The organism is Magnetospirillum sp. ME-1 (assembly GCF_002105535.1).
GTDB lineage: Bacteria > Pseudomonadota > Alphaproteobacteria > Rhodospirillales > Magnetospirillaceae > Phaeospirillum.
In genome coordinates this window covers 3,127,570-3,143,952 of record NZ_CP015848.1, presented here as the reverse complement: position 1 = coordinate 3,143,952, position 16,383 = coordinate 3,127,570, and the positions used below count along the sequence as shown (strand labels likewise).

Genomic DNA, 16,383 nt, shown 5'->3' with positions numbered 1-16,383 from the left:
CTCAAAGCGAGAAGTGGGACTTGATGAAGGAATCGATCTCCGCCTCGGACCAACCCTTGGCGGCCAGATCGGCGCGGACCTTGAAGACGTCCACGTTGGGCCAGGTATGGCAGCTCTCGATGGTGTGCTTGTCGGCGTCGACGATGCGGAAGTCGTAGGGGCGCTTCTCGCTTTGGAAGACGTCGTAGTACAGCACCTGATCCACGTGGTTGTCGGGCAGGAAGGTCAGGATGCGCGGCTTGATCTCGTAGAGCTTTTCCGGCCCCGGGATGTCGGCGGACGCCGCGATGATCAGCTCGTCGCCCTTCTGGCAGGTCCGCGCGGCGGCACCGTTCAGCACGCAGCAGCGCGAACCGGGCTCGCCGAAGATGACGTAGGTGGAGATTCGCGCCGCCGAGTTCTTGTTCCAGATGTCGACGAATTCCATGGGATAGATGCCGGCCATCTCGCACTGCTCGGGATCGAGGGTGATCGAGCCGTGATAGTTGAGGTCGGCATTGGTGACGCGAATGCCATGCAGCTTCGCGCGGATGATCTTCATCATGGGGCACCGGAACAAACTTGCAGCATAATGCAGTGACGTAAACGTACCGGGCCCTCTTCCGCAACATCTTATTGAATGCAGGCACGAGGATTCGGCGCTTGACGCCCTCATGCGCCCTGTCGTTTGCTGTGGCTCCGAGTTGCTCAGTAGGATAACTCCTCCCATGTCCGCACCCGCCAAGCCCAGCGGCGAGCCCATCGCCGGCAAGCACCAGCTGGTCGAATACCTGGAATCCGGGTGCAAGCCCAAGACGTCCTGGCGCATCGGGACCGAGCACGAGAAGTTCGGCTTTTCCAACGCCGACCTGAAGCCGCTGCCCTATGAGGGCGACAACGGCGTCAAGGCCATGCTGGACGGCCTTGCGGCATTGGGCTGGGAGCCGGTGTTCGAAGGCCCCAACGTCATCGCCCTGTTCGACCATTGCGGCGCCGCCATCAGCCTGGAGCCGGGCGGGCAGCTGGAACTGTCGGGCGGCCTTTTGGAGAACATCCACCAGACCGCCGCCGAGGTCACCCATCATCTGGCCCAGGTCAAGCACGTGGCCAACCGCCTCGGCATCGGCTTCCTGGGGGTCGGCTTCCAGCCCAAGTGGGGCCGGGACGACATTCCCTGGATGCCCAAGGGCCGCTACGTGATCATGCGCCGCTACATGCCCGAGGTGGGGACCAAGGGCCTGGACATGATGCTGCGCACCTGCACCGTGCAGGTGAACCTGGACTTCGCCTCGGAAGCCGACATGGTGAAGAAGCTGCGCGTCTCGCTGGCGCTGCAGCCCATCGCCACCGCCCTGTTCGCCGCCTCGCCCTTCATGGACGGCAAGCCTTCGGGCTTCGTCTCGGCCAGGGGTGACGTGTGGACCGACACCGACCGCAATCGTACCGGCGGCCTGGCCTTCGCCTTCGAGGACGGCATGGGCTTCGAGCGCTATGTGGACTGGATGCTGGACGTGCCCATGTACTTCGTCTACCGCGACGGCAAGTACATCGACGCGGCGGGCCAAAGCTTCCGCGACTTCATGGCGGGCAAGCTGCCCGCCTTCCCCGGCGAACTGCCCACCATGGGCGACTGGGCCGACCACCTGACCACCGCTTTTCCCGACGTGCGCCTGAAGAAGTTCCTGGAGATGCGCGGCGCCGATGCCGGGCCGTGGCGGCGGCTGTGCGCCCTGCCCGCCTTGTGGACCGGCCTGCTCTACGACGAGGCCGCCCTGGATGGCGCCTGGGAACTGGTCAAGGGCTGGAGTGCCGGGGAGCGCGAGACCTTGCGCGCCACCGTCCCCTCCCAGGGGCTGGCCGCCACCATCGGCGGGCGGAGTGTGCGCGAGGTGGCGCTGGACGTGCTGGCCCTGGCCTCGAAGGGCCTGAAGGCCCGCAACCGCCTGAACGATTCCGGGCGCGACGAGAGCATCTATCTCGATCCCATCGAGGCGGTGGCCAGAAGCGGACGGACCGCCGCCGAGGAGATGCTCGAAGCCTATTCCACCCGCTGGCAGGGCTCGGTCGATCCCATCTTCCGCGAATACGCCTACTGATCAGCCCCAGTAGGCCAGCCCCAGGAAGGCCAGGCCGAAGCCGATGCGGATGACGGCCAGCGGCGCGAAGGTGTTGCGCCCGACCCAGGCCATCATGGCGGCAAGGCCGATGAACGAGGCCAGTCCGGCCGTGGCCGACGCCATGAGCAGGTCGCCGGAAAACACCAGCCGGGTCTGATGGGCCAGACCCCAGAAGGTCTTGACCCCGTGCCCCAGGATCAGGGGCATGGCCAGCAGCATGGAAAAGCGGACGGCCGACTGCCGCTCCCAGCCCAACAGGCGGGCGGCGGTGATGGTGATGCCGGTGCGCGACACGCCGGGCACCAGGGCCAGAATCTGCAGGGCGCCCAGGCCGGCGGCGCTGAACCAGCTCATGTGCTCGACCCGGCGCACGGTGACACCCAGCTTGTCGCAGACCCACAGCAGCACGCCGCCGGCCACCAGGACCGACGCGGCGCCGACCGGCCCCACCAGCCCGTGCGAGCGGTCCAGCAGCAGCCAGCCGGCGATGGCGGCGGGCACGGTGCCGACCAGGACATGCAGCAGCAGATAGGAGCCGTAATCGGGCTTGCCCTTGGCCAGACGCCACAGCCCGACGCTCATAGCCCAAACGTCCCGCCAGAAATAGGCCATCAGCGCCAGAAGGGTGCCGGCATGGGCCGCCACCGACAGGGCCGCCCGCCCTTCCGGCGTTCCGGCAAGGTGGGGCAGCGCCGCCAGATAACCGGCAGCGCCGAGAGGCAATACCTCTCCCAGCCCCTGAATCAGGGCCACGACCAGGACTTCCAGGAACGTCACTCGGGTGCCCCCCGTATACGGCTGCCCCCTTATAGCACCGAGGCCCGCGACTCGGAAGGGAAACGGAAAGGTCCGATATGGGACTATGCACCCCGGCAATTCCACACATTCCATTGGCCCACAATTCCGCCAGAGGTGGCTTATTTTGTTTTATGCCAGCATGACTGACCTATTTTGCCGATTTCCGTTGATTGGTCATGGTTTCTGACTTATTTTTCCACCCCGACCCCTGGGCTCGAGGATGTGCCATGCCCCGCAAGATGCTGCAGTTCACCCATCTCCATCAGCGCCAGCCCGAAAAGCGCGGCCCTGCCGAACGTCGTAAGGATTTCGGCGAGATCAGCACCGCCTTCACTCCCGACCGGGCCGGCGAGCAGGCATCGCGCTGCGAGCAATGCGGCATCCCCTTCTGCTCCATCCACTGTCCGCTGGGCAACAACGTCCCCGACTGGCTGATGCTGGTGGCCCAGGACCGGATGGAGGAGGCCTATGCCGTCTCGTCTTCCACCAACACCTTCCCCGAGATCTGCGGCCGCATCTGCCCCCAGGACCGCCTGTGCGAAGGCAATTGCGTGCTGGAGCAATCCACCCACGGCAACGTCACCATCGGCGCGGTGGAGAAGCACATCACCGAGACCGCCTTCGCCCAAGGCTGGGTCAAGCCCGTGCTGCCCGGCGCCGAATCGGGACGCTCGGTGGGCATCATCGGCGGCGGCCCGGCCGGGCTGGCGGCGGCGGAATCCTTGCGCCGCAAGGGCCACGCCGTCACCGTCTACGACCGCCACGACCGCATGGGCGGCCTTTTGATCTACGGCATTCCCGGCTTCAAGCTGGAAAAGGACGTGGTGGAGCGCCGCATCCGCCTGCTGGCGGAGGCCGGCGTCAAATTCGAGACCGGGGCGGAGATCGGCAAGGCCGTCTCCTTCGCCGAACTGCGCGCCCGCCACGACGCCGTGCTGATCGCCACCGGCGTCTACAAGGCCAAGCCGCTGGGCATTTCCGGCGCGGACCTGCCGGGCGTCCATGCCGCGCTCGACTACCTCATCGCCCAGAACCGCCGCGATCTCGGCGATACGGTCGAAGGCTTCGACGCGAGGGCCAAGAACGTGGTGGTCATCGGCGGCGGCGACACCGCCATGGATTGCGTGCGCACCGCCATCCGCCAGGGCGCCAAGTCGGTGAAGTGCCTCTATCGCCGCGATCGGGCCAACATGCCCGGCTCCCAGCGCGAAGTGGCCCATGCCGAGGAGGAAGGCGTCGAGTTCGTCTGGATGGCCGCCCCCGAAGCCGTCAGCGGCAAGGGCAAGGCCGAAGGCGTCAAGGCCGTGCGCATGCATCTGGGCATGCCCGATGCCTCGGGCCGCCAGAGCCCGGTGGCCATCGAGGGCTCGGGCTTCACCCTTCCCGCCGACATGGTGATCGCCGCGCTGGGCTTCGACCCCGAGGACGTGCCCGCCCTGTTCGGCGCCGCCGACCTCAAGGTCTCCCAATGGGGCACCGTCGAGACCGATGCCGCCCTGATGACCAGCCTGCCCGGCGTCTTCGCCGCCGGCGACATCGTGCGCGGCGCCTCGCTGGTGGTCTGGGCCATCAAGGACGGCCGCGACGCCGCCGAGGCCATTCACCGCTACGTCTCGGGTGTGGCGATGAAGGCCGCGGAATAGGGACCCAGGCTGTCATCCCGAACGCAGTGAGGGATCTTTCAGCCGAAATCGGATGCCGTCAGCCCCTGAAAGATCCTTCGCGGCGCTCAGGATGACAGCAAGGAAACGCTACGGGCCTCGCCCGCATTGAATGGAGAGCACCATGTCCCGGAATCACGGCGAGCAATTCGTTGCCGAGTATCTGGAGAACGCCGCCAAGCTGGAATCCGCCGGCATCGACACCAGCCCGCACGACGCCTGCGGCGTCGGCATGGTGGCGGCGCTGGACGGCAAGCCCCGGCGCGACGTGGTGGAGGCCGGCATCCAGGCGCTGTCGGTGCTGTTCCATCGCGGCGCGGTCGACGCCGACGGCAAGACCGGCGACGGCGCCGGCATCCATGTCGAGATCCCCCAGGACTTCTTCAAGGACCACGTGGCCCGCACCGGCCACGCGGTGGCCGCCGGCCGGCTGGCGGTGGGCCAGGTGTTCCTGCCCAAGACCGATCTGGGCGCCCAGGAAAGTTGCCGCTGCATCGTCGAGACCGAGATTCTCAACGCCGGCTACCAGATCTACGGCTGGCGCCAGGTGCCGGTGGACGTCTCCATCATCGGCGAGAAGGCCAACGCCACGCGGCCCGAGATCGAGCAGATCATGATCGCCAACACGCTCGGCACCCCCGAGGAGCGCTTCGAGGCCGATCTGTTCGTCATCCGCCGGCGCATCGAGAAGCGGGTGCTGGCCAGCCACATCACCGATTTCTACATCTGCTCGCTGTCGTGCCGCTCCATCATCTACAAGGGCATGTTCCTGGCCGAGCAGCTGACCAGCTTCTATCCCGACCTCTTGGACGAGCGCTTCGTGTCGCGCTTCGCCATCTATCACCAGCGCTATTCCACCAACACCTTCCCCACCTGGCGTCTGGCCCAGCCCTTCCGCATGCTGGCCCATAACGGCGAGATCAACACGCTGACGGGCAACATCAACTGGATGAAGGCCCACGAGCCGCGCATGGAGCACGAGGTGTTCGGCGCCTCCATGGACGATTTGAAGCCCATCGTCCAGCCGGGCGGTTCCGATTCCGCCGCGCTCGACAACGTGTTCGAGGTGATGTGCCGCGCCGGGCGCCCGGCGCCGCTGGTCAAGCAGATGCTGATCCCGGAGAGCTTGGGCTCCAACGCCCTGATGCCGGAAGCGCACCGCACCTTCTTCGGCTATTGCAACTCGGTGATCGAGCCGTGGGACGGCCCGGCCGCCATCTGCGCCACCGACGGCCAGTGGGCGGTGGCGGGCGTCGACCGCAACGGCCTTCGCCCCATGCGCTTCACCATCACCAGGACAGGCCTGCTGATCCTGGGGTCCGAGACCGGCATGGTGAAGGTCAAGGATTGCGACGTGGTGGAAAAGGGCCGCGTCGGACCGGGGCAAAGCATCGCCATCGATCTCGACGCCGGCAAGTTCTACCGTGACGGCGAGATCAAGGACCTGCTGTCCTCGCGCCGCAACTATTCCGCCTGGGTCAAGCGCATCACCGAGCTGGATTCCCTGGTGCGTACCGGGGCGCCCGAACCGGCCGAGCTGTCCTCGGACGAGCTGAAGCGCCGCCAGGCCGCCTACGGCATGACCATGGAGGACATGGAACTGATCCTCCACCCCATGGTCGAGGACGCCAAGGAGGCGGTGGGCTCCATGGGCGACGACACCCCGCTGGCGGTGCTGTCGGCGGGCTATCGCGGCCTGCACCATTTCTTCAAGCAGAACTTCAGCCAGGTGACCAACCCGCCCATCGACTCACTTCGCGAATCCCGCGTGATGAGCTTGCGCACCCGGCTGGGCAATCTGGGCAACATCCTCGACGAGGATGAAAGCCAGTGCGACCTGCTGCAACTGGAAAGCCCGGTGCTGTCCAACGCCGAATTCGCCGCCATGCGCAAGTACATGGGCGAGGCGGCGGCCTCCATCGACTGCACCTTTGATCCCAAGGGCGGCATCGAGGCCCTGCGCGACGCCCTGGCCCGCGTGCGCCGCGAATCGGAAGAGGCGGTGAGGGGCGGCTGTACCCATCTGATCCTCACCGACGAGGCGGTGAGCGAATCCCGCGCCGCCATCCCCATGATCCTGGCCGCTGGCGGCGTGCATTCCCATCTGGTCCGCCTGTCCTTGCGCACCTGGACCTCGCTCAACGTGCGCTCGGGCGAGTGCCTGGACGTGCATTACTTCGCCGTGCTGATCGGGGTCGGCGCCACCACGGTCAACGCCTATCTGGCCCAGGAAGCCATCGCCGAGCGCCAGCGCCGGGGCCTGTTCGGCTCCATGCCGCTGGAGGAATGCGTGCGGCGCTACAAGTACGCCCTGGACCAGGGCCTGCTGAAGATCATGGCCAAGATGGGCATCTCCATCGTCAGTTCCTATCGCGGCGGCTACAATTTCGAGGCGGTGGGCCTGTCGCGCACCCTGGTGGCCGAGTTCTTCCCCGGCATGACCAGCCGCATCTCCGGCATCGGCCTTGGCGGCATCCAGAAGAAGACGGTGGAGCAGCACGCCGCTGGCTTCGGCGGCCCGGTCCCCGCTTTGCCCATCGGCGGCTTCTACCGCTACCGCCGGGGCGCCGAGGCCCATTCCTTCGACGGCAGCCTGATCCACCTGCTGCAGATGGCGGTGGCCAGCGATTCCTATGCCACCTACAAGAAGTACTCGGACGGCATGCGCAAGCTGCCGCCCATCACCATCCGCGACCTCCTCGACCTGAAGCCGGCGGGTGCGCCCGTCAGCCTGGACGAGGTGGAAAGCATCACCGAGATCAGGAAGCGCTTCCTCACCCCGGGCATGTCGCTCGGCGCGCTGAGCCCCGAGGCCCACGGCACGCTCAACATCGCCATGAACCGCATCGGCGCCAAGTCGGTGTCGGGCGAGGGCGGCGAGGACCGCGAGCGCTATCGTCCGCGCCCCAACGGCGACAACGCCAATTCGGCGGTCAAGCAGATCGCCTCGGGCCGCTTCGGCGTCACCGCCGAATACCTCAACATGTGCCGCGAGATCGAGATCAAGGTGGCGCAAGGGGCCAAGCCCGGCGAGGGCGGCCAGCTGCCCGGCTTCAAGGTGACGGTGGAGATCGCCAAGCTGCGCCACGCCACCCCCGGCGTCATGCTGATCAGCCCGCCGCCCCACCACGACATCTATTCCATCGAGGACCTGGCCCAGCTGATCTACGATTTGAAGCAGATCAACCCCCAGGCCCGCGTCACGGTGAAGCTGGTCTCGCGGTCGGGCATCGGCACGGTGGCGGCCGGCGTGGCCAAGGCCAAGGCCGACACCATCCTGGTGTCGGGCCATGTGGGCGGCACGGGCGCCTCGCCCCAGACCTCCATCAAGTTCGCCGGCCTGCCCTGGGAGCTGGGTCTGTCCGAGGCCCATCAGGTGCTGACGCTGAACCGCCTGCGCCACCGCGTGAAGCTCCGGACCGACGGCGGCCTGAAGACCGGCCGCGACATCGTCATCGCCGCCATGCTGGGCGCCGAGGAATTCGGCATCGGCACCAGCTCCCTGGTGGCCATGGGCTGCATCATGGTCCGCCAGTGCCATTCCAATACCTGCCCGGTGGGGGTCTGCACCCAGGACCTGTCCTTGCGCGAGAAGTTCACCGGCAGCCCGGAGAAGGTGGTCAACCTGTTCAGCTTCATCGCCGAGGAAGTGCGGGAAATCCTCGCCTCGCTGGGCGTGCGCAGTTTGTCCGAGGTAATCGGCCGCGCCGATCTGCTGCATCAGGTCAGCCGCGGCGCCAGCCATCTGGACGATCTGGATCTCAACCCGCTGCTGGCCCAGGCCGACACCGGCGGCTTCCCGCGCTATTGCGTCGAGGACAAGACCCAGGAGGTGCCCGAGACCCTGGACGCCCAGATGATCATCGACGCCAAGCCGGCCCTCGAAGACGGCGAGAAGATGCAGCTGGACTACAACGTCAGGAACGTCCAGCGCGCCATCGGCACCAAGCTTTCCCACAAGATCTTCAAGCGCCACGGCATGACGGGGCTTGAACCCGGCCACGTCACCGTGCGCCTCAGGGGCTCGGCCGGGCAATCGCTCGGCGCCTTCGCGGTGCAGGGCCTGACGCTGGAAGTGTTCGGCGATTCCAACGATTACGTGGGCAAGGGCCTGTCGGGCGGCACCATCATCGTGCGCCCGCCGGTGGCCTCGAATCTCAAGAGCAACCTCAACACCATCATCGGCAACACCGTGCTGTACGGCGCCACCGCCGGCAAGCTGTTCGCCGCCGGCCAGGCGGGCGAGCGCTTCGCCGTGCGCAACTCGGGCGCCGAGACGGTGATCGAGGGCTGCGGCTCCAACGGCTGCGAATACATGACCGGCGGCACCGCCGTGATCTTAGGACCCGTGGGCGCCAACTTCGCCGCCGGCATGACCGGAGGCATGGCCTTCGTCTACGATGCCGACGGAAGCTTCGCACGCCGCGTCAACCCGGAAAGCGTCATCTGGCAGCGCCTCGAGACGCCCCATTGGGAAGGCGTGCTGAAGGCATTGGTGCAGGAACATGCCGCCGTCACCGGCTCGGCCTGGGCGGAATCGCTGCTGGCCGACTGGGACCGCGAGTTGCCCCGCTTCTGGCAGGTGGTGCCGAAGGAGATGCTGTCGCACCTCGCCCATCCGGTGGGCCGCGACCGAATCGCCGCCGCCGAATAACCGGAAGCATTAAAAGGCCTAGCCGGAGAGAGGTTTCCCCTCCTCCGGCCGGACCGCCCCACTACCCGTTTCCCCCCCTCAACATCGGCGTCCGGCCGATGCATCCTATGAGAGGGTTGCTTCGGGGACGATGGGGATGATTGCGATCTGGGACACTCGATTTTCAGTGGGAAATGCCCTGGCCGATGCCGAGCATCGGCAGGTGATCAGCATTCTCAACGAGATCGATGTCGCCCGCTCGGTCGGCGCCCCTCCCGAAGTGGTGGGAAAGGCGCTCGAATCCCTGGCGCGAAGCATCGATGCCCACTTCGCCCACGACGCGCCACCACGCAGCGACCACCTCGCCATCGCCGCCTCGGCCCACCGCCTGCTCGAATCCTGGCGCAGCGGCACCCCCAACGCCCTGGAACGCCGCGTCCTGGTCAACCTGGCGCGCCGCTGGATCGACCACATGGGCCGCCACGAAGCCCTCCCACCATCCCAGCGCATGGCCGGCTGACGTCGGATTTTCTTACGGACAGATTTTCGGGAAAGCGTTGGAGCGGGTGAAGGGAATCGAACCCTCGTCGTAAGCTTGGGAAGCTTCTGCTCTACCATTGAGCTACACCCGCGCCGAGGCGCAGAAAATACGGGCGGTTCGGGGTGTTGCGCAAGCCCCCAGACCTTCCGTCGCCAGAAATTGACAGATGCCCCGGCAACAGGCAACCCCCTTGCTGCCGGGCGCTGGCGTTTGACCCCGGACTTTGATGGCGGTCTCTATGCTCAGGAACAGAAGGATGCTCCATGGGCCAGATTCGAGACGGCTGGTGGAGGGGACGAATATGGCCAGGCGGCCTCTTCATCACCCCCGCACCGGTCCAAAACAAAAGGCCACCCGAGGGTGGCCTTTTGTTTTGCATGGCGGAGGGGGTGTCCGCTTATGACATGCGGAAGACAAGGGCTGCAGGCGAAGCATTTCTATAACCCATCATATTACCCAACATATTTTACCGACTGGCGGCGAATGCGAGCGAACAATGAATGGAGGATGCGCTGTCATACCGATGCCTGATGGGATGGTCGGGCGACGTTATGATATGGTCGCTGCCATGCAACAGCCCCAGCACAATCCACCAGCCCTGGTCCGGGTCATCTACACGACGATCCGTACTGCCCGCGAGGCTGGCCTGGATCGGCACGGCCAGGAGCAACAGGCGGTTGAGGCTGTCAGGATTGTGCGGCCCGACATTGCCGAGCGGGACGCCATGAACATGGTGTGGCGGGTTCGGCCTGATTGATCCAAGCGTGTCAGGCAATATGCCGTCCCAATCTGGGGCGCCGGCATCTCTCCAAAAGACAATTGGCTGCTTTACCCCCTACAGCCGCCATTCAGGGCGAAGGTCCGCTACGGCCCAGATGTGCCATGACCGGACATAGTCAGCACCCGTTACCACCACGACCAAGCCACTCGGCCTCGACGAGGATGGTAACTGCCTTCACCATTGTTGTCCGTTCGCCAGGTTCCTCATCACAAACATCCTGGCAGAATATTCCACTGGCCTGATCGTGTCTCTTAATGGCGATAGAAAGCTCTTAACAATCGCGCCGGGCGGGAGCCCTCGCCATGACGACGTTGCCTCGTCCCTGATATTCCAAGCGGGAGAAGCTGGCGGCGTTCGCCATGGCGATGCCGCGACCATGCAGGTCGAAGGCGCGCGCGGGCTCCATTTGCATGAAGCGTCCGGGATAGAACCCATCACCCTCGTCCGAAATCACGAAAACGACGTCCTCGCCATCGTGGGACGCGCGGACGCGCGCCACGCGGCTTGACCACGGCGCGACGCCGAGACGGCGGCTTATCTCTTGTTCCCAACGCCATGTCTTCCGCAATTCCGATTTCTCGGTATAGCTGATGCCGAGATTGCCGTGTTCGACCGCGTTGATCATCAATTCCAGCAGCCCCATGCCGACATCGTCGGGCCTGTCGCAGAGCTCGGCGAGAACGGCGGCCAATGAGCGAACATCATCCAGCGTTCGAAACTTGAAATCGCCGCTTGTCATAAGCGACAAGGCCACGGTGACGTTGGCCTTGCAGTCCCTCAGGCTCTTGCGTTCGGCGATGTCTGCGACAATTCCGGCCACCAGCGGGCAAAGCAGGTCCGGATAAACGGGCTTGCACAGATAGTAGTGGGCTCCGGCCTCCAAGCCTTCCAGTATTTCGTCCTGCGACGAGGCGGAGGTCTGGATGATCACCGGAATTCCGGATAAGGCGGCGTCGCCCTTCATGCGGCGAAGCAGGCCAAGCCCATCCAGACGCGGCATGACCCGGTCCAGCAGAACTAGGTCATGCTTGTAGGAGTTCAATTTGTCCCAAGCGTCCTCGCCGTCGACGGCAAGGTCAACGCTGTAACCGGCGCCGATCAAGGTCTCGGAGAGTAGTTCTAGACAGATTGGGTCGTCATCCACGACGAGAATGCAGGTCATGCCCCCTCCTTGCCGGGAATCGACGTCCCCGTCTCCAATATCGGACGCCTACCCAGGCTGAACATTCATTGCTTGGATCTGCCCCGAACGGCGCTTCTGAGCAGAGCCAATGCCTCCTCAAAAGCGAAGTCTTCGATGTTCTGAGCGATCGCGGCGGCTTGACCGCCAATTGCCGCCCGAAAAATGGCCTCATTGTCGCGATAGAGATTTCCCGCCGCCATGTCGTCCATGGACAGAAGTTCGTCAAGTCGACCCAAAAGAGTTTTGGCGGCGGCTTCATCAAAATCTTCGCCCACTGGCCCCTCGCCATGTTCAGCTTCTCTCGGAGCCGCCACGACAGGCCGTAGCCGGTCGCACATGACCTGGAATTCGGCTTCAAGCTGACGTGCCTTATGTGGAATGTCGGCGGATACTTCGTTCGGAGAGTTCTTGAGAGCAGCTTCAATCTCGGCGGCGATCTGGCGAAGGCCCTCGATTCCCAGAGTTGCCGACATTCCCTTCAGGGTATGGGCAATCCTATGCGCCGCGTGAATGTCACCCGAGGAGAGGGCCTGTAGCAGATGCTTGCCGTCCTGATTATCAATAAACTTCGCCAAGAGCCTGAGATAAAGGTCAAAGCGCCCATTGGCCGCCTTGAGGCCCGCAACCACGTCAAGACCGTCGATTAGACCCAGCTTGTCGCGAGCAAGGCTGTAATCCACCTCGTCGGCATTTTTCGGGCTGGACCTCAGCGGGTTAGATCGTTCACCACGGCCATCGGTTGCCGGAAGCCATTTCAGCAAGGTCAGGTAAAGCGCCTCAGGGTCCACCGGCTTGGCGATGTGATCGTTCATGCCCGCGTCGAGACAGGCATTGCGATCTTCATCGAACGCATTCGCCGTCATAGCCAGGATGGGGGTTTTCACGTGATTCGGAAGCTTTCGAATCGCGCGTGTCGAGGCCAATCCATCCATGTTCGGCATCTGCATATCCATCAAGATGACGTCATATTGGCCTTGGGCTGCCTTATCCAATGCGACTTGGCCATCTTCCGCAACATCGACATCAAGGCCGACGGCACAAAGAAGTTCGACTGCGACCTCCTGGTTCACCAGATTGTCCTCGGCGAGCAGAATACGGCCGCCGCCTCGATGCAGAAGGACGGACTCGGCTTCTCCCGCGGCAAGCCCGCCCATGATCGTATGCTTGCCGGAAAGCGCGTCCTGCAAGCCATCGAACAGCCGGGACGGCGTCAATGGCTTGAGCAACATATTGTGAAACCCGGTCTCGGCCAGCACATCGGCGGAGACGCTATCGCCATAGGCCGTGACCAGCATCCTTGCTGGCTGACGCGAGATCGGCAGCAAGAACAATCGCCGCCCCAATTCAAGCCCATCCATCCCAGGCATCTGCCAATCGATCAGAAGAATGTCGAATGGTTTTTGGGAGGCGTCGGCTTCTTCCACAGCGGCGAGAGCGGAAACGCCATCAGCAACAGCCGAAACCTGCAGACCAAGCATTTCCAGCATGCCCACATGGGCCTCTAGGGCATCACTGAGATCATCAACCACAAGAGCACGCAGGCCGCTGGCCTCGACCCGCTTGGACGGAAAATTCCCACCACCCAGGGGAAATGATAAGGGAACTTCGATCCAGAAGGAGCTTCCTTGGCCAAATTCGCTGTCTACGCCGATTCGCCCCCCCATCATCTCGGTCAAACGCTTGGAGATCGCAAGACCGAGACCAGTACCCCCATACTTCCGGGACGTCGATGAATCAGCTTGCTCAAATGCCTGAAACAAACGCGATTGCTGCTCGGTCGTAAGGCCGATACCGGTATCGGACACCTCAAATCTGGCCACGAGGCCATTGTCATCGCGGCTTACTACAGAGCCTCGAAGCGCAATGCTTCCCGATTCGGTGAACTTAACGGCGTTGCTGGCAAAATTGAGTAGAATCTGTCCAATCCGCAGGCCGTCGCCATGAAGATTTGCCGGAAGGGCATGCATGGCGACCACGAGTTCCAGCCCTTTGGCTTCTGCCTTATCATGGACAAGAGTGCATACGGTCTCGATCATATGCTCGATCTCGAAATCGGTATTTTCGAGTTGGAGCTTCCCGGCTTCGATTTTAGAGAGGTCAAGAATATCGTTGATGATATTGAGCAGATGGCGAGCCGCCGTGGATACCTTATCCAGCCTTGTTCTTTGCGTTTTGTCAGCAATATCGCGTTGCAGCAGATGGGTGAGCCCAATGATCGCGTTCATGGGCGTGCGTATTTCATGACTCATGTTTGCAAGGAAGTCTGATTTGGCCCGAGCCGCATCCTCGGCCAGCATGCGCGCTCTCTGCATTTCCTCTATAAGGGCATGTTCTTGAGTAATGTCGTCGATGACCCAGACAGATCCCTGGGTCGGGTCTCGGGCATCAACGGCATGGGCTGTCAAGCGCGCCCAAAATAGGCTGCCGTCCTTGCGCAGCAATTGCTGCTCGCGGCGATGGGTCTGGCCCTTCCAAATTTCCTCGTAGGCCTCGCCGCCGCCGCCGATCCAACTGTCCTCGTCGGCGTACCAGATCCGCTTGGGCTTCCCGACCATCTCGCCATCGGGCCAGCCGAAGATCTCGTGCAGCTTGCGATTGCAGCGCTCCAGGATCCGATTTTTAATCAGGACGATGCCGGAGGTCGCCGAGTCCAGGATTGCCTGCTGTTCGGCAAAGGCCAACCGCAACGCTTCGGCGGATTTGCGCTCATCGGTTATGTCCTCGAAAATGGCGACAATGCCTTCGTTGGGCGCGGCGGCATTGAGGGCCTGCACCGCAAGTCGGGTCCAGAACGGCGAGCCGTCCTTCTTGCGAAACTGCTGATCGCATTCGTAGGTTTCGCCTTGCCCAACCTGCTCGTAGATCTCATGCCCAAGCCGCTCCCAGTCGTTATCATCCAGATACCAAACACGGGTCTGTTGCCCCTCCAACTCCCCGGGGCCGTAGCCGAACATTTTGTCGAGACTTCGATTGCAACGAATAACGACCCGGTCCCGGATGAGAGCAATGCCGACCCCGGATGCGTCAAAGATCGCCTTCTGTTCCTGATTGGCAATGGAGAGAGCGTTGGTCCGCTCCGCGACCATCAGCTCAAGGTGATCCTTGTGAAGCTCCAACTCCCGCATCATCTGCTTTTTGTCGGTGACGTCTTCCTTGATTGCAAGGTAATGGGTGATTTCGCCATCCGCCTGACGGACCGGGGCGATATGGGCGAATTCGACATATTCGCTGCCGTCCTTGCGGCGATTGACAAGTTCGCCGTGCCAAGACTCTCCTTGGCTCAACTTCGCCCACATATCCTTGAATGTTTCTGGAGGAGTTAGGCCAGACTGAAGAACACGCGGGTTGCTGCCGATCACCTCATCGCGGCTGAAACCTGTGTTGCGGACAAAGGCGCCATTAACATACTCAATCTTTGGCTCAAGATCCGTAATAACAATGCTTTCAGGACTTTGTTCAACCGCCAGAAAAAGCTTTCTTAAAGTATCCTCTTGTTTTTTCTTCTCAGTTACGTCCTCCTTGATTCCGACATAGTGACTGACGCGCCCATCGGACTGGCGAAGGGGAACGATGGTTGCCATCTCGATCCGTTCCCGCCCGTCCCGGGTAAGATTGGTAAATTCCCCTGACCAAGTTTCCCCTCTCGTCAATGCGCCCCACATGGCTCTGTAGGTCGAATTTGGCGTCCTCTTTGATTTGAGGATGCGGGGATTGCGGCCAATCACCTCTTCCCGGCTGTAACCCGAGTTTCGGATGAAGGCGTCGTTCACGTATTCGATCTTGGCATTGAGGTCGGCGATCACGACTGGATTCGGGCTTTGCTCGACAACCAGGGAAAGCTTGCGGAGTTCGGCCTGCGACTTTTCCCGCGACACCAGAGCATCCCGAAACGCAAGGATGGCTTGGGCCATGTCCCGCAATATGCTGTGGCGGTTCGCGCTGATCCGTTGGACTTCGGGCAAAGAGGCCGAGGCGACATCGCCTTGCGCCAGATCGTGAAGCGCCGAACTCAGGCTGGATACACGCCGCGCCACCCAGCTTCCTACCAGAACCCAAAGAATCAGCAGCGCCCCAATCAGGATTCCCCCATTCGCCATGATGCGCGCCGCCTGCCCCTCAAAGCTGGCTGACTGCACCTCTCCCTGACGAGCCGCCTCCTCGGCGACGGCCCGCGCGATGGCATGGGTGTGTTCGGACAGCGCGAGATAGCTGTTGGCCGCCTGATAGGCGAACTTCATTGCCCCCGGAGGGTCGACGGCGGCGAGGTCTGTCGCCTGGATGATGAACTTTCGGTAGGCGTCAAAATCGATCCTGGCGTCTTCGACTTCATTCAGCGATCCGGCGTCAAGCCGCAGATTTGGAAGTAATTTCTCCAGTTCGGCCAAGCGATTGACCACCTCGCTATGGACGCGATAAGTCGCAGCCTCGTCGAGCTTGCCGTCACTCGCCATTTCCAGCGTCGATCCGACCATGCGCTGGATGCTGGCGACCTCTTCATTGATATGTGTGGCCGAAGAAACCCGCTCCAATTCCCGGCCCTGCAGGATGCTAACTTCCCTCTGGCTTTCTCTAAGGCTATGAAAGGAGCTGAGATTCAGGGCTCCAGCCAATACCGCAACCACAATAACTGGGGCAAGAAAGATCACCAGATAGGGGGACATCCGGGCTGGACGGAAAGTCATGCTGTCAC

Annotated in this window: 9 protein-coding genes and 1 tRNA gene; 5 read left to right on the top strand and 5 right to left on the bottom strand. The window is 63.0% G+C overall.

Features of this window, described 5'->3' with window-relative positions; genetic code table 11:
• Window position 1 precedes the first annotated feature (1 nt).
• On the bottom strand, window positions 2-544 hold the full coding sequence (locus WV31_RS14820; protein ID WP_085374295.1) for an aspartate 1-decarboxylase: 543 nt from the start codon (window positions 542-544) through the stop codon (window positions 2-4).
• Window positions 545-707: 163 nt separating this feature from the next.
• On the opposite strand from WV31_RS14820, the gene WV31_RS14815 reads away from it, so the two are divergent.
• Window positions 708-2,075, top strand: coding sequence for a glutamate--cysteine ligase (locus WV31_RS14815; protein ID WP_085374294.1), 1,368 nt, complete (start codon window positions 708-710; stop codon window positions 2,073-2,075).
• On the opposite strand, the gene WV31_RS14810 is transcribed toward WV31_RS14815, so the two are convergent.
• Window positions 2,076-2,873, bottom strand: coding sequence for an undecaprenyl-diphosphate phosphatase (locus WV31_RS14810; RefSeq protein WP_085374293.1), 798 nt, complete (start codon window positions 2,871-2,873; stop codon window positions 2,076-2,078).
• A gap of 248 nt (window positions 2,874-3,121) precedes the next feature.
• Between WV31_RS14810 and WV31_RS14805 the strand changes: the two genes are divergently transcribed.
• From WV31_RS14805 to WV31_RS14795, 3 genes are all read left to right on the top strand, one after another.
• Window positions 3,122-4,537 (top strand): NAD(P)-dependent oxidoreductase, encoded by a 1,416-nt coding sequence (locus WV31_RS14805; RefSeq protein WP_085374292.1) that lies wholly within the window; start codon window positions 3,122-3,124, stop codon window positions 4,535-4,537.
• A gap of 142 nt (window positions 4,538-4,679) precedes the next feature.
• Window positions 4,680-9,209, top strand: a complete 4,530-nt coding sequence (gene gltB / locus WV31_RS14800) for a glutamate synthase large subunit (RefSeq protein WP_237051310.1) — start codon at window positions 4,680-4,682, stop codon at window positions 9,207-9,209.
• A 136-nt stretch (window positions 9,210-9,345) separates the two neighbouring features.
• Window positions 9,346-9,708 (top strand): hypothetical protein, encoded by a 363-nt coding sequence (locus tag WV31_RS14795; RefSeq protein ID WP_085374290.1) that lies wholly within the window; start codon window positions 9,346-9,348, stop codon window positions 9,706-9,708.
• Between the two features lie 38 nt (window positions 9,709-9,746).
• On the opposite strand, the gene WV31_RS14790 is transcribed toward WV31_RS14795, so the two are convergent.
• Window positions 9,747-9,820: transfer RNA gene (locus WV31_RS14790), tRNA-Gly, on the bottom strand.
• A gap of 465 nt (window positions 9,821-10,285) precedes the next feature.
• Here WV31_RS14790 and WV31_RS14785 point away from each other — a divergent pair.
• Window positions 10,286-10,486, top strand: coding sequence for a hypothetical protein (locus WV31_RS14785; protein ID WP_145980878.1), 201 nt, complete (start codon window positions 10,286-10,288; stop codon window positions 10,484-10,486).
• Window positions 10,487-10,781: 295 nt separating this feature from the next.
• Here the strand turns inward: WV31_RS14785 and WV31_RS14780 are convergent, their stop codons facing one another.
• Together WV31_RS14780 and WV31_RS14775 are read right to left on the bottom strand one after the other, a co-directional pair.
• Window positions 10,782-11,672, bottom strand: coding sequence for a response regulator (locus WV31_RS14780; RefSeq protein WP_085374288.1), 891 nt, complete (start codon window positions 11,670-11,672; stop codon window positions 10,782-10,784).
• 65 nt (window positions 11,673-11,737) lie between these two features.
• Complete coding sequence (locus WV31_RS14775) at window positions 11,738-16,375, bottom strand: PAS domain S-box protein (RefSeq protein ID WP_168185956.1); 4,638 nt, start codon at window positions 16,373-16,375, stop codon at window positions 11,738-11,740.
• Window positions 16,376-16,383: the final 8 nt, after the last annotated feature.